This is a genomic window from Ruminococcus sp. 8Y-12, from assembly GCF_058119865.1.
In genome coordinates this window covers 1,801,279-1,823,275 of record NZ_CM176623.1, presented here as the reverse complement: position 1 = coordinate 1,823,275, position 21,997 = coordinate 1,801,279, and the positions used below count along the sequence as shown (strand labels likewise).

Genomic DNA, 21,997 nt, shown 5'->3' with positions numbered 1-21,997 from the left:
CTATGCCCCCTCTTTAACGTCTTTGATTAAGAGCCGCATCTTTTCAAACTCGCTCTGATAAGAGAAACATATATTAATTTTCTTACCTGACAGAACATATATTTTTGATGTAAGTAAAATTAAGGTTCGTCTGTCTAAACTGGTTATATTGGGGAATTTCTTAAATAAGTCTACACATTTTTGAAAATCACTTTCCCCTTCCAGAATACTCTTTCTCTTCGTAAGTAATCGACTGATGATCGGCGTTATTTCCTTTTCCTCGTTGTCATATATGTTCTTAAAATCGATATACTCATCTTTACTTATGATGCCCTCATGATAATGCTCATAAAGGCCTGCCTTTAGCTTCTTGTATTTTGCTGCTTCCACTTCCAGCTTTTCTATCTGCTCATCTACTGCTTTTATTTCACTCTGCTGCAGCGGAATCATATCTAACTTAGATATCAGTTCATCTGCATCCAGTATAAGCTCAATCTGCTTTTGAATGGCTTTTAGCACCACCTTTTCAAGTTCCGATTCGCGAATTGCAATTCCTTTGCATCTCACTCTATGCCTGCTGGTATAACAGCCATAGTATATGTATTTACCCTTCTTTGTTGAAACGGTTCTTCTGCTCAATGTTTGGCCACAATGCGGGCAAAACAACATACCGGAGAATAAATATAATTCCCCTTTCCCGGGTGCCTTCCTGGTATCACGCAACAACAATTTTTGTACCACTTCAAAATCAGTCGTTGAGATAAGCGGTTCATGTGTATTCTCTACTTTGATCCATTCGTCACTGCTGACCGCTACCTGCTGTTTAACCTTATAATTAGGGCGCACATTTTTTCCCTGGGTCAGGTTTCCCAGATATATGTCATTTTCTAAAATCCGCAAAATACTCTTTACCGACCATTCGGAATTCCTTCCCACTGCAAAACTTGGTTTATAATTTTTCCCCTGCTCTGTCTGCTTCTTATACTCATAGGGCGCCAATATTCCTTCGGCATTCAATTTATCTACGATTCCTGCATTACTCATACCTTCGATTTTCATGTTGAAGATTTTTCTTACAACCTGACCGGCTACTTCGTCTATGACTAATTGATTATGATTTTCTTCGTCCTTTTTGTAACCATAAGGAGCAAATGCTCCTACATAATCGCCTTTTTTACGTTTGGCATTGAGATTGGAACGCACTTTGACGGAAATATCCCGGCAATAAATATCATTAATCAGGTTTTTAAACGGCAAAACGATCTGGTCACTCTGGGACTGGCCTGCAGCACTGTCATAATTATCATTTATGGCAATAAAACGCACCTCTAAAAAAGGAAATATCTGTTCGATATATTTTCCCGTTTCAATGTAGTTACGCCCGAACCTTGACAAGTCTTTTACGATGATGCAATTGATCCGTTTTGCTTTTATATCATCCATCATTCTTTTGAAATCAGGGCGCTCAAAATCAACTCCGCTGAAACCGTCATCGGAATATTCTTCTACAATGTTAATATCGGAATTAGATTTTTGAAAATTTCTGATAAGTTCTTTTTGATTATTAATGCTATCACTTTCTGATTTGTCGCCATCCTCTCTCGATAACCTTGAGTATGAAGCAGCATAATAGCATTTTTCAGTTGATGTTTTCACAAGTAATCCTCCTTTTAATGAAGAACGCTTGTAAAAACAAAGAAATCCTAATTTGTCCTATTTGGATAATAACAGAATCTTTTTCATTTTTCAAGCGTTATTCAAATATTCATGGTCTCAAAATATCTTTCCATTTTTCTTTGCAAACTTTCACCATCCGGTTCAAAGGAAATACTAACCTCTATATCGCCTATTTTGAAATTGTAAGGATCACCGATATCATCGATGTATTTTTTGATTCGTTCTTCTTTGCTTAACGTATGTGCGATTGATACCTCCGATAAATCCACTAGTTTTTTCTCTGCCACTGCCAACACTTCTTTATGCCCCTTTCTCTAATCATATTCTCTGGTGTTTGTCCTTTATTCGTTATGGAATGCATGGACGTTTATTAAAGTTCGCATAAAACTACGATGGTTTCATGGTCTTATGCGAAATCTAATGTATTGGCATTGCAAGCTGCATTACTGCAGCCGCAATTTTATATTTATCCCCGCCCCTTACCAATGGGAGTATACCAGGCTGGCTTTAGCTTGCCATCATATCATCCTACTGCAGCCCTTTCATCACAGTAAGCTGGTCCCGGACGCTACTCCGGGCTGCCGGCTCCTCGCCGGCAGAAGTATCATTGTCCTCCTCGTTTTAAACAACCTGCTACCGGTTGCCCATGTAAACTGCCGCTATCATACCTTTTGCTTCTTCTATTACGATTCCTGGCGTTGATCCGTTGTCTGACAGGTATTTCATGGCGAAGCTGATTGGTTTACATCACTTTATGTGCTTTGGATTAAGTACCTATGTATACTGGCTATTTAGTTTTCGGTATTAGACTCTTTATCAGTCTATGAAAAAGCACTGTTGCCAAAATGCCTTTTCATAGACTGATAATTCAACTTGCTAATTAGCTCTTAAAGACTTTTTAAGTTGACGCACCATATCACGAATAATAATTAGCTCATAGTTCGTACAGTCCAACAACTCATCCACTACAATTTTGGTGTTGGGATTAGACGCGGTCTGGTTTGATTCCTCTAAGCATCGTGAAACAGGAACATTTAACACTTCTGCCATTCTTCTCAGTGCTGTCATACTCACCTGTTTTTTATTATTTTCAATCTGGGATATGTAATTTGAGGATAATTCTGATGCTTCAGCAAGCTGCTCCTGTGTCATGTTTTTCTCTAATCTAAAGTGTTTTATTCTAGAGCCGCTGACCATCTAAATCCTCCCCTCTTTTTCATCTTTTAAATATATTTTATTGAATATGATTAAAATTAGGAAGTGACTGACAGTCAAAGCATATTTGAAAATATGTAACAGTAACATAAACCCCGTCACAAAATGCCGAAAATTGTCGAATGCATAAAAAAAAGCCCTTGTCGGTTTGACAAAGACTTCTGAGCTCCCAATGAATAATTATCTTTTTTTTCTTTCAATTTTGTATTTTTGTTTCTCTCTTTAGTTATAGAAATAATTCAATAAAAGAAAGAAGCATCCTCCTTTGTTTAAACTATTTCATGACAAATACCACCAGTGTTCATTATTGAAAAAACTTTATTACCTAAAAACGCCAACCTATTCTACCGCTATTAATTCTGAGTCATACTCCTAAATCCCCTTCTAAATACATTGTTTCCCGCACTCCTCTTTGCTTCAATAGCTAACCTCATGTACGCCATACGTTCATTACTAAATCTATGTTTTACATAACAGAGAATTTTCCCCACCGAAAGACCATGTTCATATCCTATTATAATTTCTTTTAGTTGCTTTTCATCAAATTTGGATTTTTCGTTGAATCCATGCTCAAAATATATTTTAATCGTTTTATGGGTAACTTAAAACGTCCCAGGCAAAAGATTATGGTAAATCTCTTTCGCTTAATCGTCCGCCCTTCTTTAGTTAGCGTTTTTATTATCCTTTTCCTGTATTTCATCCTGAGTTTTTTTATATCTGATATCCAGCGCGAGATGATGCTACTGATTTGTGTCCAATATTTCCTCGTGTATATGCTTGCGCTGCCTCTACCAGCAGCCTGCTTCATATCCGCAAACAAACTCGAAATCATCTGACATCTTTTTCTGATCTGTTCTAAATATTTTAAAATCACCTTGCGGCAAAATAACATCTACTGTTGACACATAACATCATTGGTTTCAAATCTATAACAGCAAACAGTAAAACTTTCCTTATGGGCACCCACCCCTATAAATACTGTACTATTTATACGCAGCCTTATTTTGTATGTATCATACCGGGTGCCTATTGATCTTTTACAAAATTAAGTATTCCTGTAGATCCGCGTTTCTATAAACATAGGGTAACTTCATATTATCTACCGGTACAGTGTACCGAAACTCGTCACGTATACCTGAGAAATATTATCCAGATTAACCATCTGGACAATACTCCCAGTCTTTCTGTTTTAGTCAGTGTCGATCGTCAGCATGACCTTTTCTAAGATTGTTAAGAGCAGATAACCAGTCTTTAAGCGACAACGGGACACTACCGTCATAACAAATCGCCATCGCAGACTACTTACTGCTAGTTAATTCCACCTTTTATTAATACTGTTCATGAGGAATATTCTCGGGCAAAACGCAATATCATCCACATACCGTTGATATTAAAATTTTAGCCCTACCAGCTTTACTTAGATATTGTCTATGCCAAACTTCCCGATTTCTTACTTATGAAAAAATAGTGATATTAGCGCTTCTCCGATAATCTTTAGGCGTACAAACAACATGCTTTTTAAATACGCTCAAAAAATAATGCTTATTAGTATATCCCAGCTTATTGCCTAGATCGCAAACTTTAATCTCTGTATTTATGAGTAATTCCTTTGCCTTTTTCATTCTAACCGCGGTTAAAAACTCAATATAGCTTATGCCCTCTTCACGCTTAAAGACACTGCTAAAGTACGATGATGAGAGTCCTACATATCTGGAGACAGTATTAAGCGTACACTCTTTATCCATATAATATTTGTTAATATACTTCTTAGCTCTTTCCGTAATTTTGCCATAAGACCAATCTAACATTTCATCTCTGATTCGAAGTGTATATTGGAGAATCTCACGCAAATAAATCCTGGTCAGTTCAAGAGACTGCGAATACAACATAAAATTTGCTTCATCAGCGAACTGCTCCATAATAGTGTCCTTAATGCTGCGTTCCTCTAAAAAGCGAGAAATCTGAAAACTAATATCCATCAAAACATACTGCCTGTATATCTGCATTTGCATCATTTCCAGATTTATATCCCTTATATACCGGTCAACGAATATATTTATATCATTTAAGAAACCAATTTTTAGAAATTCCTGTACTGCATAACTATCATATGCTTTATTGTTCAAAGACATAGTCAATTCCCCCCTTCCGTCTAGGTTTAATAACCTTATTTAATACGGACTGTTGATTTCTGTCCTCTATTTTTCAGTTTCTTTTGATACAGGCTTCGTTTCTTAGCCGGAACTTTGATGACCGCATTTCCCCGTATTCCTTTGAAAGCACTTTTTCCAACCTCCTTCAATACAAGGGATTTAATTTGGATATACTTTAGCTTACCGCAGCCTCTAAAAGCCTGTTTTCCAATCATGCGGATGTTTTTTCCAACTGTTACCGATTGAAGTTTCTTACTTCCTTTGAATGCCTTCGCCGCAATAGCGGTTACTTTAAACGAATATTTGTTTATCTTTACCTTTGACGGTATCACTACTTTCTTCATGGTCATGCGAACTGGTTTTATCAGTTTTACTGTCCCATTTTTTGTTGCCGACCTGGTCACCTGATACCTGTATTTGCCCACCTTCACCTCTGCCCCCTTAGCAGGCAGTTTGTTTAATGATTCATATGTGGCCTTTGCATCTACCAATACTTTATAGTTAGTAACAAGCTTCTTCTGTTCCGCCGACAATGTCTGGTATGCCTTTTCTGCCGCCGCAATGGCTTCCTTGCTTCCTGCAGTTACTGTTCCAATCGCATTGATCTTATCTTCCACTTCGCTGGCCGCAGCCTTATCTGCCGCCTGAATGGCGGCTTTCACCTCGGCCTCATACTTTGCTTCTGCCTGTATCAGCAAGCTGACATTGGTTACCAGATGCTTTAGCTCCTGTTTTAGTGCATCATATGCTGTTCTGGCTGCTTTTATGGCTACCTTACTGTCAAGTGTCACCGTTCCAATTGCAGCAATCTTTTTCTCCACTTCCTGGATTGCTCTTTGATCTTCAGCCTGTGACTCATCCTGTGCGTAGATCTTAAAATTATCTATCAGACCCGTGAAGTATTCTCCGCTGCCCCAGTTGCCCTTGCCAATCTGAATGATGCCCCCCGTGCTATCAACGATATCGCTCAACTTGTAAGTACTTACCCTGCTATCCTGAAGCGTCCCGTCAATATACAATGTTGTATCGGCCTCTGTAATAACTAATTCAACGTGTTTCCAGTTGGCGGAAGAAGAACCCGTAAGATTGCTCCCCGGCCTTGCACCTGAGTTATGATAGCGCTCGACTGTTACCCCAGTGGTCCGATCCATGATGCCAAGATAATGCTCTTGCTGGTAGATTTGTGTATTTGTGTTTGGTGCAGCATAAAATGCCCATCCCTGGGAACTTGTATTTGTTGATTTGCTATAGTAAGATATAGTTATCTCTTCCAGATCTTTCAATAACGGAGAACCATCTTCTTTTGTCACCGTAAGCCAGTTACTACTACTGATGCTGATTGCTTTTCCATTTTCTTCATCAAAGCTGTCCGAATATACTGCTGTTCCATTTTCGGTTGCCTTTGCCCCCGCTCCCTTTAGTCCTGTGGCTGAATCATTAAAGTTGAAATCTGCTATCAGCTTCTCATAATTTTCCTCAACTATAACTGTACAGCTGGCTGACTTTCCGTTGTTAGTCGTTGCAGTAATCGTAGCCTTCCCTTCTGATTTGGGTGTTACCACTCCATTTTCTACCGTTGCTACAGAAATATCCGATGTCTCCCAAGTCAGACTTTTATTCGTGGTATTTGCAGGCATAAAGGTTATATTTGCTTTCTTGCTCTTTCCTGTCCGCAAGGCCATTGTTTCAAAATCAAAGCTGATACTGGTCGCTGAAACATTGTCCCTTGCATCTATCAGTCGGTCGTATTCTTCCTGCGTAATGTTTACAAATCCGCCATGGCGTTTCAAGGTAGTCCCCGAATTATATGCGGTCGTAGCCTTCCAGGCTGACGGATCATCCATATCGGTGGTGCGCAGTGCCCTATATCCTTTACCGGAACTGTACTGGTCAACCATCAAGGCAAATTCTGGAACATTCGGGTTTGTCCAGTCCTTTTTATTGAGTTGAAACAATTCCGCTCCTTCGACATTATTGCCCGTTAAACCGGTAGCACCATGGATGTTTCCTAAAGCTACCCAGTCTCCACTGACTACCCTGGAACCGCTTGTGCCATTTGCGGTCCATACAGATGGTTCCAAGAGGTTTGTACTCTTTGATATGGATATCTGACCGTCAGAAACTGCTCGATAATAATATCCATTATGTTTTACAAAAGTAGTATCAATTACCGTAGCATTTGTATAATTCATTAGAACCTTATCTTCAGTTACAGTGCGGAAGTCCCTGGTTTTTACATAATTAATGGTGTAATACTGATTTGTCAGCGATTTTGATGCCCAGAAAATAATATATTCATCTGTATTCGTATCATGGACAATTTCAGGTGCCCAAGCAGAACCGACTCCCTCTGATTTGAGGTTCAGCAACCACGGCTGGGACCATTCCACAAGGTCTGTAGATTCCCACACCACGATGTGGCTGCTCCCTCCGCTGATGACCGACCACCCGCCACTCCACCCGCCGGAATGATACACGGACAGGTCTGTGGCAATCATATAAAACTTGTCACCTTCAGGTGAGCGAATAATATACTGGTCACGCACCCCCTGCGTACCAATATCAGAGATTAAATTCGGAGTGCCTCCCACATGTAGATCCTCCCAGTAATTCGCATCCTGACTGACAGCAAAATATGTTTGCTCGTCGGTCGCCTTTTTTTCGGTTCCTATAAAATGGGTCAGGAAATATGCAGTAAAATCATCATCCCTAAGTTCCTTAGCCGCTTTCTTGACAGTCAGAGTAAAATCTTTTACAGATGTTGCCATACCATACTCCACCGTAGCACGCAACTTTACCATCTTGTCGTTATCTGTTGGACGAGTTACCACTCCTGCTGGAATGGTTGAATAGCCATTTTTACCTGCCATTGCACCAGTGACCGGTCTCTCAAAAAGGTCAATCACCTCATTTGCAGAATTATCGGGGGATGTCCATGTGATTGCTGCGCCTTTTACTTCAGACGCAAGTGTGATACTGCCTCTAATCTGATCTGCATTAGGAATCTGCAGCCCGGCAGCCACCGCGTCAGCTTTTTCCTGGTCGGTAAGTACTTTCGATTCTACATGCAGTGCGGCAACCTCACCATCACTCAACACTTTGTTATAAATTCTAAAATCTGCCAGCTTTCCTCTAAATGGCGGATCTCCTCCATAGGGAGATTTCGCAATGTATCCTGCATATCCGCTCCCATCACCATCTAAAATCGCTGACAGAGAGCGTCCATGTGTAAGTGTGGAAGATAAAACCCCGTCGATATAGAGCTTTATCATACTACCTTCTGCCGTTACTGTGACATCATGATAAACATTCGGAGTCATTACCGGTAAGCCACTCAGACGCTCCTCAGTCGATCCAGTTTTAATGCCGGCCCGAATGGCCTGTTGATCTATTGACGATCTTGGGTTCATAAAAAGATAAGTTGAAGTATTCGTACCGGCTCCGAGAAACCATAAAAACTGCGCCCAACTATCATTGTTTGTCTTCGTCCTTGTATGTATGGTCACGCTGTTACTTAGTTGTTCAGAGATACTATACGGCAGTTTTACATAAGTCTTTCCCCCAATAAAGTTAACTACGGTTTCACCTTCATCTTCCATAAAATATTTCTGGTTTAAGTTTTCAAAAATTCCATTGTGCCCATTTCCACTTACATCAGTGAGCGTGGAACCGTCGGTAGTCATGTCGTAATGCACAACCAGACTATCATCTGCGCTATTATCTGCTGCTACCTGTAATGCATTAACCGGTAATATAGATAGTAACATCGCAATCACCAGCAGCTTGGAAAATATTTTCTTGATTTTCATTATAAAGTTTATCCCTTTCTTAATTTCATCGTTCTCCTATACCCAATACGTGTATTAAAAAGTTTCTTATACTGTGCAAATTTCTTTTTGGGAACTCTGATGGTTGCATTTTTTTTAATACCTTTTAAGGCGTTTTTGCCGATAGAATTCTTTTTTAGCTTCGTAGTCTTGATCGTAATGGACTTTAACTTGCTACATCCGGCAAATGTCTGTTTTCCGATCTCACGAACATTCTTTTCAATTGTAACAGCAGTTAGTTTCTTGTTCTTCTGAAAGGCTTTGGCCGCAATGGATGTTACCTCATAAGTATAGTCATTCAACTGAATTTTTGCCGGGATAGCAGCCTTTTTCATGGTCTTGCGCACAGGATTTAACAACTGTACGGTGCCGCCCTTAGCTGCCGACTTGGTAACCTGATACCGATATTTACCCACCGTGTGTTTACTCCCTTTTTTCGGTACAGAAGCAAGCATTTCATAGGCTGCTCTGGCTTCGGTCAGCACTTTGTAATTCGTAACCAGTTTCTTTTGTTCTGCATTCAGACTGTTGTAAGCGTCTTCTGCTGCCTTAATTGCTGCCCCACTGCTCTTTTGTACCGAACCGATTGCTGCAATTTTTGCAATTACCTCGTCAGCTTTTTTCTGATCTGATGATATCCCTGTTGGTTCCCAATGTGCATAAACCACCATGTTTCCATTAACTTTCGTTGCTGCGGTAACTATTGTTCCACCCACTGCTTCTGTATACCACCCCTTGAAACTATGAGCACTCCTGGTTGGGTTCGGCAAGGTTCCGATTTCTTCTCCTCCTTTTCTTTCAAGGGAGGTCGGTGATACTGCTCCGCCGTTAGCATTTAATGCAACTGTATAGGATGCGGAAACCTTAATTATCTGTTTTACTGTCCGGTATTCTGCTTTTAAATAGCGGTCTGCCGTCATATAGAGAATGGGCGCACCATCAAAACCATAGTGTACGGTCCGAAATCCGGTGTCCCGCCCGGTACCGCTGGTACCTGAATGGAATACGAGTACATCCCTTCCATATTCGTCTTTAACAAAGGAATTATGTCCTGGTCCCGGCTGCGCGGGAACATGATACTGTGCCAAGATAGGGTAACCTGTTTTTTCCCAGTTTGCGACATCTGTCAAATCTGTTCCTGGTGTTGCTTCTAACAAACCAACGGCATAAGTTGAATCCGTTCCACTTCCCGAAATTGTCAGGAAGATTCTACCATTGTGTTTAAGTGCATATGGTCCTTCGTCGACATTGGTTGAAGCATTTTCCCAGCCAAAATCTGGCCTGCTCATAATAACAGGATCCGTTATCAGTCTAGTCGGATCTGACGGATCAAATTTAGCAATGGCAATATGGGCATCACCAGTTGTCCCGGCATAGTTATTTGTATAGCGCGCAGACCATAGATAATAATGATTACCATCATCCTCAAGATATGTCATATCCAGCGATATGCCCATTTTTGCCCCATCTTTGTTTACCAGATCTGAGCCATCTGTTCTGAGAATGCGCTGGGGTGTATTCCAGTTAGTCTTAACCATTGGATCCTTTCCTGCATCCAGGGTTATAATATGGCACTGTACATCATCCCATTTCCCATTTGCTGAGATTGCTGCCAGGATACTGAGTTTTCCATTAATCACATGCAATTCGGGTGCCCAGAAGCAGCCTTTATAGTCAGTACCGTCACTGGTACTAAGAAGAGTGACCTCGGCTGCATTGGCCAAGTCTTCTAAGGTATCGGCTGAACGCAGGTTAAATACCGTTTGCTGGCCATTATCTCTGGTTGCAATGAAATAATACTTTCCGTCAAACTTAATTGCAGCTGGATCAGCACGATCATGAATGCTTGGGAAGGGATAGTCCTTCACTGCTGCCTGTCCTGTAACCGTGTAGGTTCCTTCTTTATCCCAATCTATTGCATTCAGCTTTTCCATGTCCCAGTCAATAGGGATATCCCCAGTAGAGGTATCGGTATAATGCGCCCGCAATGTCTGTGGCAGTTGATTGACTGAAACTGTTTCACCCACCTTGACATTAATCTGCTCAAGTGAATCAACGGTCGTATTCTTCACCTCAATCAACTTTTTACCCAAATACGCTGCTTCGTCTGACGTAACTAGGAATTCACAGGTCACTGTCGCGTCTGAGATTCCCTGGTTAATGTTCAGCCGATCTCTTGTGGACTGTACCGGTGCACTGAAAGCTTTCCAGTCAGATGTAAAGCTCTCCCTCTGCCCTGAACCATTCTTCCATGTAATGTTGTAACCACCTGCCTCACTATCATAACTTACCTGCGGCGCAGTAATTTCCTCATTCCCTATACTTACCAAGCCCTTGTATTCATAATTGACCAGATCGGTTGTTGTCCAGTATGCCAGCTTACCGACTGCCTGATCCGTCCCACCGGAAGTAATATACTGCGCTACAACACCCATAGACCCGTCTTTCAGCCTAAATATCCACGGGTTTTTGAGGTTGCGAGAAGAAGCATAATAATCATCCTGGTGAAGAGCAGGGGCATAAAGTACACCCAAATTGAAATTGAGCTGGGTCAGCGTTCCATCAATGTCCATTGCCAAATGCATACTGCGGCCACGTTTCTGGTCAGGCTTGGTTCTTGTATACGCATAAACCATTTTTGAATTGGCTGGCAGTATCGTTATCTGAAATGTTTTTGTTTTGCTACCAATCTGGGCTGTCAGTACTACCTTCTGTTCGTGGGAATCGGCAACGATTTCGAAACCATTAAGGACTGATTGCACTGATGATTCCCAAGTAACATTACACCCTTTTATTTCCATCGGAAGCTTATAATTATCTGTCAGATAACCTGGCAGTGAGAGGTCCGCAAAAGCTGCATCTTCCAGGTGTTCGCTATAGGCTGCCTCTACTTCGGCTTCAGACAATACCCTGCTATACACCTTGTAATCATCAATTACACCCCTTGCAAATTCGCCGCTGTTTCCCCATTTAGCATGACCGATATATGTAACTGATGCCGTCCCCAGCATATCCGCTAAGTTTACCGAACTGTCCACGGTTGCCTTAGGCTCACCATTTACATACAGGGTTGACAAATTTGCTGAATTTGTTACTGCTACATGCGTCCATGTGTTTGCTGTGAAACCGGACATGGACGGGTTGGACGGACGGCTGCTACTATTATTATAACGCTCGTATGTAACGACCGTATTCGAAAGAATTCCGGCATATTTTTCTTGATTGAATGATTGCGTGTTTGTGTTCGGTGCCGAGTAGAACCACCATGATGTAGCGGCATCGGCAGCTTTCACCCAGAATGACACCGAGTATTCGTTAAGTCCGTTCAGCAACGGTGTACCACCATTGCCGTAAGCCTGGATATATCCTGCATTTCCGTTTAACACAGCTGCCTTGCCCGATACGCCGTCTGCATACGTGATAGTACCATTTGCCGTTGCCTGACCTACATTGGAAGCAAGGCTGTTGTTATCAAATGACAAATCCAGTATCAAGCCATCCTCCAGAGCATCTTGCATTGCTTTGTCATTTTTTCGCATTACTGTCTCACTGCCAACTTCAATTGTATTTTCTCTTTCTGCTAATGCCTGAAATGACATCCCACCCATTAAAATTGTCGCCGCTATTACCATTGACAGCACTTTATTTAAGAGCTTTTTTCTGTTCATAATAACCACCTCATTTTAATTTGATTATTTTCACCTTATTCCATGGACCATAGACTTTCTTATTTTTCACCTTGCGATAAGCTCTCATTTTAATATAGTACCGTTTCTTATTATTAAGATTTTTTATTGTATAACTCACTGTCTTTCCTTTTTTAATACTAATATTCTTATACCCTGATTTCTTTTTCAGAGAGTACTTTATCTGATACCCGTTTGCTCCATCAATCTTTTTCCACGAAACCTTAATACCATCTTTCTTCTTTTTTAACAGACGCATCTTCGGTTCCGCCAACTTTGTTTTTATAGTAGTAATATTTGAAAACTCAGCTACATTAAGGGTACCGCCCACGACATTATAAGCTCGTACTTTATAATAATATGTTTTATTATACTTAAGTTTTTTATCTTTAAACGTTAAAGAAGCATTTCCTTGGACCGTACTTATCTTTTTAAATACTCCTGTCTTGCTCTCAGAACGAAATATCTCATATCCGGAAGCATCTTTTACATTATCCCAGCTAATTGTAATGCTATTGTAATTGACTGTCTTTTTCTTAACCAGCGTTTTATTTAGTTTTACTTTATACTCATTTTTATGACCATCTTCTTTCTCTCCATTATCTCTATCTGGTTGCCGTAAAATAAGATTATTAATTGCATTTTCCAATTTTAGAAGTGCATTGTCCACTTTCTCCTGATCATTTTTCGTAAGGTTTTCATCTTTTAAGATTTCACTAACTTCAGCTAATGCCTCCTTAAATACTTTTACTGAAGCCTCCGTATATTTCTGTATATCAATGCTTTCAGCTTTCTTCATAACCTTCTCAATTGATATTTTATCGGCCTTCTCTTGCACAACTACCTTTACTTTGACGCGCTGTGCCGTAGAGCTATAAAGCTGTTTATCTGATGCAAGATAATTGGTCGAACCATTTTCTCCTATCCATTGATTATTATTTGCTCCAATAGTCTGAACAGTACCCGTTATTTCATAAGAACCAGCCTTACTCAAATCAACATCCGATATATCCCACCTCACCGGAAGTAAACAAACGCCCATGTTATATGCAAGTTCCACTTCTGCTTTTACTTGTTCTAATTTGTTTTCCAAACTCTCTTGACTTAATTCCTCAACAATCTCTACGTCTCCCAGCTGCTCTGATGTAACAGATTTTATATCGGCATTACGAATTGAATTATACTGGGATTTTGTCAATGAAATTACTCCTCCATGTTTTGTATATTTCCTCAGATAATAATCAGGACTATCCAACTTATCCCAGCCAATATCCAGATTATTTGTTATCATCGGCATATAACCGGGCGTTGGCATATCATCTACAAATAAATACCAACGATCCTCATTGCTATGATCTTTAAAAACAGCCGGACCTTCTACTGCTCCAAAATATTTACTACCAATTCCTTTTTGCATGGTTGTCCAGTCTGAAGAATCGGCTTTCCACCATTCTTTCTTTTCTGTTGATTGCATACAAATTCCATCAGCATTTGATTTAGTAATATGATAAGTTTTACCCTCATTTTGTATAATTGTAGTATCAATAACCCCTTTACCTTTTCCATCATCCCAAAATATACCGCCGTACTCATAAGTTTCCTGTGTAAAGTCAGTCGTTGCTCCCCACATTATCTTTGGAAATGAAGTAACATCATGGTTTGGATCCGTATCACTATATACTTTGGAGGACCAATATACAACAAATGCCCCTTTTCCGTCTTCATAATAATCTGGGACCCAGGTAGCTTCAGGAGCCCACATCATCCCTAGTTCCGCGAGCTTTTCTCCATCTGCATTGTAAGCCACATCAAATTGACGAACATCTGTCCAGGTGATTAAGTCTTTAGACTCCCATATATTCATTTTAGTGCTATAACTTTTCGTCCATGTACTCCATCCTGCGCCATCCCCACCAAACACTCTAAGATCAGTGGCAATGATGTAATACGTTTTTGTTTCTGGATTATACGTCAAAAATGGATCACGTACTCCGGTTGTACCAAGATTAGATGCCAGGATTGGCTCTCCCCCGTTCAAGGGATCCCATTGCTCCGCATTATCTCCTCTTGTAATATCAAGATATATTTTTTCTGCATACCCACTACTATTCTCAATAAAGTGAACCATCAGATATCCATAGGGATCATTATCTGCAACTTCCGGATATAAAACTGCTTTTACTTCCTTGTTTAATTTTTGTCCTCTTAGAGAGATTACTGCGGTAAGTGTTTCTTCACTTTTTTCACTACCTGCTACCGGTAATATAAACTCTCCTGTTATGCCATCCTGTTCGATTTTTACAGATGGTGAATTAGATTTCCACTTTACATAACCACCATAATCCGGCAATGTTACCTTTTTATCTTTTATTGTTATGTCTTCAATCTCTTCACTTAGAGCATCCAGCAAATGTTCTATTTGATTATAATAATCTCCATGCAACTGACTGTCTGCTGCTGCCATTGCCTCAATTTCTTCGCTGCTTAACGCCCGATCATAGACACGAAACGTGGATACGGATCCCTGAAAAAGAGGGTCATTATACGGTGCTCGTCCGATCGTATTTCTGGATTGGTCGCTTACTTGAGATAATGTCATTGCTGAGTCTTGTATCTCAGACACCTTAACACCGTCAATATAATAAGAAAGTGTCTTGGTTTCCGCATCAATAACAGCGGTCAAATGATACCAGCGTTCTCCCTCCAAGCCATGGGAACCTCTTGCTGTTTTTTCCGAACCTCCATATTTAATAGAAGTGCGTGGATCCTTTGTATTCATGAACCAATAGGTATTTGTTTGAGAATTTCCTATACTCCATAAAAAGTGATATTTTTTTACTATTTCACTACTGGGTTTTACTTCGATACTAATAGTGGCAGAAGTTTTTCCGCCTAAGATATTTTCTGGTAATGAAACCCACGTCCCAGTAGGGTTATTAGATGTTCCTGCCCCCGAAAATACCAGTGCCTGGTCTTCCCATACAGCTGTTGAAATATTTTGCAATACTGCATTTCCCACTGCATTTGTACCTGAAACTGTATTTACAATTGTCTTACCATCTTCTGGTTCTTCAGCAAATGAGTAGTCGGCAATCAAGCCTGCCTGGGGAATTGCTGCTGTTTCCTCAGGAGATGCTGCCATAATTTTATTCCTTTCAACTGGTTGAGCAGAAAACCATATAATTAATGACATTAGAAATAAGAACAGCTTTTTAAGCCTTTTTATTTTTTTCATTTTGACTTCCTTTCTTATCTTTGTTTTCACCAGAACAGTCGAAAGAACCAACACTAATATAGGTTGACTCTTTCTACTGTTTTATTTACTCTCTTAGCGAAAGTATCAAATCTTTGCCTATCTATACTTCAAACGAACTTCTTGGGCTAATGAATTTAAGTGCATATGAATCGGCTTGTGCTTTTACCATCCTTCTACATTTAACTATTTACTGATCTTCATGGATTTCTTATAACCCGTCTTTGCTTTTAACAACTTCTTATACGCTTTCACTTTCTTTGAAGGCACCTTTATGTAGGCATTCTTTTTGATCTTGGCAATCGCTTTGTTTCCGACTTTTTTCAGCTTTGTTGACTTTATCGTGATCCTACTTAGCTTGCTGCATCCATAAAACGTTTTATTACCGATTGTAGTAACATTCTTGCCAATTATGAGCTTCTTAAGGGCCTTGCATTTACTAAAGGCATTCTTTCCGAGTGTTACAATATTTTTTCCAAGTGTCACCGTTCTCAGGTTCTTATTACCTTTAAACGCATTTGCAGCTATCTCCGTTACTTTATAGCTTTCTTTCGTTTCGGATGCCATTACCAGATCCTTAACTTTCAGGCTCTTAGCCTTACTGCTCTTTGCATATCCCAGTAGTGCTACCTTACCTTCACCAGCTTTAGTTTCCGGCGTTTTTACTTTGTATTTGAAACCACCCGTGGTGAATGTTTCGCCCTTTTTAAGTCGTTTTTCCTCTGGTGTCACATTACTTTTGGCTGCCCATCTGGCATATACCACCATATCCTTATCGAAGGTTGTCGCATTTGTTATTTGTGTTCCACCCTCTTTTTCCGTGTACCATCCCTTAAAGTCATAACCAGACCGAACGGGATTTGGCAGCTGAATTGCTTTTCCCTTCTCTATTGTCACGCGGGCGGGGGTTACGCTTCCTCCATTTCCATTAAATTCCACCGTACAGGTTTCTATCTCCTGCTGAATTCTCCATTGTGCATAGATGGTCATGTTTCTGGTAATCACTGTCTCATTCGTCACTTCTGTCCCACCAACTTTTTCCGTGAACCAGCCTTTAAATATATATCCTCCCTGTACCGGACTCGGTAATTCTATTGTCCTTCCTGCCTCTACTGTCATCTGAGCAGGATCTACACTTCCACCATTCGCGTCAAATATCACCATATACGTTTCTGGCGCCTGTGCTTGCCACCGCGCATAGATGGTCATATCTGCAGTGATTACTGTGTCATTCCTTACCTCTGTTCCACCTGTTCTTTCTGTATACCACCCTGTAAACTCATAGTTACTGCGCGTTGGAACCGGCAGTTCCAGTGTCGCTCCAGATTTTACCAGAACACTATTCTGAGATACGTTTCCGCCATTTGCATTAAAGTTCACAGTATAGAAGACTTCCGGCTCATTTCCCGCCTTAATCTCATGGGTTTCGATGATAAATTTCCCTGCTGCTACTCCATTTCCTCCCCGGGCACAGATCTTTCCGATATCAGTGACCGTTTCCGCTCCTGTCCGGAATACGAAGCCTGCTGCTAAGATCTGCTCTTTCCCCGTATCGTCCGTTATATATACATTGTAAATTTTACTTGTGACATTCACTTCCAGTCTTACTTTATAGGTCTTATTTGCCTCATATTTAATCTGGTTGGTTGCCGCAAATGCACCACCGTTCCTTGCATCAAAATAACCGCTCGGCGTCAGTCTGACCGCAATTGGCGCGTGTCCCCAGGCACTTAATAGAGAGTTCTGCCCCGTATAGTAAATAGCACCATCCTGATTATCCTCTAACGGTCTTATTGTAAACTCAATTACCTGATTACCGGTATGCCCGCTTCCTAAGTCGACGGTACTCCAGTCTGCTGTAGATGTATATGGCTCCCAGCCATCTCCTGAGTTCTCTGTCCATCGAGCATATAGTTTCATATTACTTGTTATGGATGTCTGATCAGTAACCTTAGTACCACCTGTTGCTGCTGTAAACCACCCTTCAAACTTATAACCTGAACGGCTTGGGGTTGGCAGATTAGCTGTACTCCCCGCTTCAACTATCAAGCTTTCGGGCACTACCGTTCCGCCATTGGCATCGAGATCTACCGTATAGGTCTCAATTGGTGTTGTACCCCTGCTTATTTTATGATCTAAAATGACAAACTTACCTGCCGTTACTCCATTTCCGCCTCGGGCACACATTTTTCCGATATCTGTAATCGCCTGTGCATCCAGTCTAAAAGCATAATCTACTGCTAACGTCTGTAAATTTCCCTCTGGTCCGGTTATATATACGCTATACTTCTTTGCATTTATGTCAACCATAATCTTAACTTTATATGTTTTGTTTGCTTCATATGCGATCTGATTTGCTGCCGCATATGAACCACCATTTCTGGCATCAAAATATCCATTGGTATTTAAACGGACCGCAATCGGAGCATCTGCCCAAGTGTCTAAAACAGTATCATAGCCCGTATAGTAAATAGCTCCATCCTGCTTTGCTTCAGATGGCTGAATATTAAACTCAATTGTCTGATTTCCAGTATTCCCAACTCCTAAATCCATTGTCATCCAATTTGCAGTAGAAAAATATGGATACCATGTTCCTGTTGAGTAATCCTCTGTTGCCAATACCTCCACGTCTGTGATACTGGACCATTTATTTACCGTATTCCCATAACCTGTTATGCGCACTGAGGTTGCCTCAACTGGTTCAAATTCCAAGTACTCATAGCTACTGCTGATTCCTGAAGAATTCTCTTTCTCCCTTACTGCCACCCAGTTTCCTGCAGAAGTTAATACTTCCACTTTATATGAAGTTGCACGCTGTGTTCCCAAATGGAATGCAATTCCAACCTTATTAATAATAGCTTTATTAAAATCAAGTTTTATCCATTGACCTTCTTCTGTAGTAGATTCAGCCGACCAACGTGTTCCCAGATTACGATCCAATACATTTGAAGGAACATTCTCTGCCTCCGGAGATGCACTTGCTGTAACTGTCGTCACTGGTACTAGATTTTTCGGTGCTGGAGGAAGTATATATTCAAATCTGTTTTCATACTTTGGTCTTTCCGGAAATTCTCCATTTGTCAACACCGCATCTAATAGTGACAGCAGGTTTTGATCCCTTTCCGGCATAAACAGACTTTTCTGATGGCAAACCACAATAATATCTCCATTTATAAACAACTCTTTTCCGAGTGCTTTTGCTATACTTTCCAACGACGCATACTCTACACTATCTCTTATTATAGTTTCTGTTGGAGTGTAATTTAATTGCTCAACAGCAAAATCTTTTGATACGAAAATAATACCATCTTCTTTTATGGGTGCGTTTTCTATTTCTTGAACATGGCATGCTTCACCCTTATAAGCAGTTCCTACGAGAATCTTATTTGAACCAACTTTTATTCCAACCGTACTTACCATATTCTTCTCAAGCATTGGCTGCAAGTCTGTATTCACAATACCACTTTCCATCTTAGATAACTCTGCCAGCATTAGGAGTACTGCTCCTACACCAAAATCTTGTGTTTGGGCATAACCAATATCCTGAGTCGGTGCCGGGTTTTCCCCTATTGGCTGAACACGGCCAACTCTTCCTGTTGGATGAATAGCAGTTGCATGCATACCATTAAAAGCCTTTATAATTGCCGGCATATAGGTATCTTTATCCAGCAAGCCATTATTAACGCCCCACGAAAATGCATAGGTGAAAAATGCCGTTCCGCTTGTTTCTGGCTGCGGCAGCTCATCATAGTCTCCTAAATTCCTGCGCCAAAATCCATCATTGCCCTGCCGTTTTATTAACGCTTCCGCCATTATTTTAAACATACTTTCATATTCTTCCCTGTGCGGATCTGAATCCGGTAAATCCTGCAACACTTTAACCAGAGCGCCAATTACCCATCCATCACCTCTTGACCAATACACCTTTTTCCCATTACTGCTTTTAGCGTGTGATCCGTTGGGATAAATATATTTTGTATCCCGATACCATAAACCGTCTTCCGTATCATACAGTCCAGGCCCACCCAAAGCCGACTTAGTATGATTATACATTTCATACATCCAATTTGAATATTTCGTATCTCCTGTTAATAATCCAAGTTTTGAATAAACGGGCATTCCCATATAAAATGCATCTATCCACCACCAATGTGATTTATCATTTGCTTTTATTTGTTTGTCTATTACATATTGCGCTATTTTTATTTTTTCATCATCCGGCTCTATATTATACAGGTCTATAAATGTTTGATACTGTGTATGGTTATCTGCATGAAAACCTGAGCCATATGCCGAACTTGAAGTATCATAGTTGGTATTGCCCATCCATTTCCAATGCTTAGCCCATGTTTCACTATAGTTACGATAGTTCTCATCGCCTGTTAAATAATATAATTCCATATTGCCGGTATGATACACTGCGTTATTCCAAAAGTATGTCCTAAGATCCGCACCATTTAAATTTATCCAGTAATCATTTACTTTTTTAGCAAGATCAATAATCTTATCATTTTCTAATAATTGATCTGGTTCTTTACAATCCTGCCCATACACTTTAAGCTCCGTAAGTGCTGCAAAGCCTAAATTTTTCTCTGGTTGTTCCAACTCTTTTAAATGCACCCAAGAGACTTTTTTCTTCTCATCTAATTCAAAAGTTTGAACTGCATTCGTCTTTTCAAGTTCAACAATCTGTTCCGATCCATCCGAGAATTCCAGTACTGCCTTATTCCAATATGTATCGTGTCCGTCATGCCACTGTGCACGAAGTATGATATCTACCTTATCAATTTCTACAGTACGGCCAAACATGACAGAGAAGTTGAGGTCACTACGTGCTCCACCTGCCCATGATTGATATGGAAAGAAAGAGTGCCAGTTGTTTAGTTCAAATCCGTCTATCGCATTACGCGGAACAAATCTTAATTCGTCACGTGTGACTACATTAGCAACCGCATGGGGGAAAGAATATTTATTATAGTGCTGATTATAAGGAGTTGTTTCATAATTGTCATAAGGATTTACAGCTAGATTTCGATATTCATAGATTTCTTCCTCCGTTGCAACCCTGGCTGTTATTCTATGAGTATTTCCTGTAAACGCCCGCGGGTCATAAGGACTAAAATTATTTGTTTCACTATAATTTGCAGGCTTAGGAACCGTAAACCGAATTTCCCCATTTGGTGCATATACAATTGATTCACTATAAGTATAATCAAAGTCAGCTCTTGCTTCCGTTTCATTAGCTGCACCCGCAACTTCTTCTCCTGTAACTGTCGGTATTCCCACAAATTCGTCAACTTGAAGTACCATATGCTTTACACCTTCCGGTGCTTTAAATACTATGACATCGTTATTATAGTTATAGGTTCCATTATAAACTAAAAAATCATCCTCTTCATTTTCTTTACTCGCAAGAACTTCTCCTTTATTGTTCTGAACTTGTATCTCTACATTTCCCAAATCTTCGTCTATATCAGATTCATTTCTTATTGTATGATTTGTAATAACAAATTGACCAGCAGGTGCATTCAAGCCGCCCCTGGCAACAACTCTACCTATATCAGATATATTTGCTTTATTACGAAATGCATAGTTTGATGCCAATTGTTGTATTGTTCCGTCAGGACTAGTGATAAATACATCATATGTTCTCTGACTAAGCTTCACATGAATCTTTACATGATATGTCTTGTTTGCTTCATATGGTATTACAGCATCTGCTTTATAGCTACCTCCATGTGCCTCAAATACCTTTGTTGTAGGATTTGTCCGAAACGCTATATGCGGATTTCCCCAATCACTTATAGTTCCAGTCTGGGATGTATAACCAACAAGTCCATCGACCGCTTCTGCTTTGGGGGTGATATCGAATTCAATAATCGGGTCTTCTGTATTATCACTTCCCAAATCTACCGTATCCCAACTCGCCGTAGATGAATAGTCTGTAAAATCATAATCTCTGGAACTTCTTTCCTGCCTTTCTGAATTTTCTGCAAAAACACTTATTGGTATCATTGACACTAACATTGATAATAGTAATAGAAATGAAACTATTTTTTTCATACTCTCTTTCCTACCTTTCTTCTGTCATTTTTATAATTTCGTTTGATGTTTCCATATTTATATAATAATTTGGGCGGTTGATTTCGTTGATAATCGAAGCATCTTTTTACTTCTATATTTTAAATTACCTCAAAAATAATTTCC

General features: G+C 40.1%; 8 protein-coding genes. All 8 read right to left on the bottom strand.

The window, feature by feature from the left end:
• Positions 1–1,635, bottom strand: coding sequence for a recombinase family protein (locus tag AC0THY_RS06655; RefSeq protein WP_489993657.1), 1,635 nt, complete (start codon positions 1,633–1,635; stop codon positions 1–3).
• Positions 1,636–1,736: 101 nt separating this feature from the next.
• Positions 1,737–1,952 carry a DUF6870 family protein gene (locus AC0THY_RS06650; RefSeq protein WP_489993656.1) on the bottom strand — a complete coding sequence of 72 codons (216 nt, stop codon included), beginning with the start codon at positions 1,950–1,952 and terminating at the stop codon, positions 1,737–1,739.
• Positions 1,953–2,532: 580 nt separating this feature from the next.
• Positions 2,533–2,853 carry a helix-turn-helix domain-containing protein gene (locus tag AC0THY_RS06645; RefSeq protein WP_489993655.1) on the bottom strand — a complete coding sequence of 107 codons (321 nt, stop codon included), beginning with the start codon at positions 2,851–2,853 and terminating at the stop codon, positions 2,533–2,535.
• Positions 2,854–4,325: 1,472 nt separating this feature from the next.
• Entirely contained in the window at positions 4,326–5,003 is a 678-nt protein-coding gene (locus AC0THY_RS06640) for a helix-turn-helix transcriptional regulator (RefSeq protein WP_489993654.1), read from the bottom strand.
• Positions 5,004–5,038: 35 nt separating this feature from the next.
• Positions 5,039–8,833 (bottom strand): LamG-like jellyroll fold domain-containing protein, encoded by a 3,795-nt coding sequence (locus AC0THY_RS06635; RefSeq protein ID WP_489993653.1) that lies wholly within the window; start codon positions 8,831–8,833, stop codon positions 5,039–5,041.
• A gap of 8 nt (positions 8,834–8,841) precedes the next feature.
• The gene (locus tag AC0THY_RS06630) at positions 8,842–12,519 is read right to left on the bottom strand and encodes a family 43 glycosylhydrolase (protein WP_489993652.1); all 3,678 of its coding nucleotides are present in this window, start codon (positions 12,517–12,519) and stop codon (positions 8,842–8,844) included.
• A 10-nt stretch (positions 12,520–12,529) separates the two neighbouring features.
• Positions 12,530–15,772, bottom strand: coding sequence for a LamG-like jellyroll fold domain-containing protein (locus tag AC0THY_RS06625; protein WP_489993651.1), 3,243 nt, complete (start codon positions 15,770–15,772; stop codon positions 12,530–12,532).
• Positions 15,773–15,976: 204 nt separating this feature from the next.
• The gene (locus AC0THY_RS06620) at positions 15,977–21,853 is read right to left on the bottom strand and encodes a glycoside hydrolase family 88 protein (RefSeq protein WP_489993650.1); all 5,877 of its coding nucleotides are present in this window, start codon (positions 21,851–21,853) and stop codon (positions 15,977–15,979) included.
• Positions 21,854–21,997: the final 144 nt, after the last annotated feature.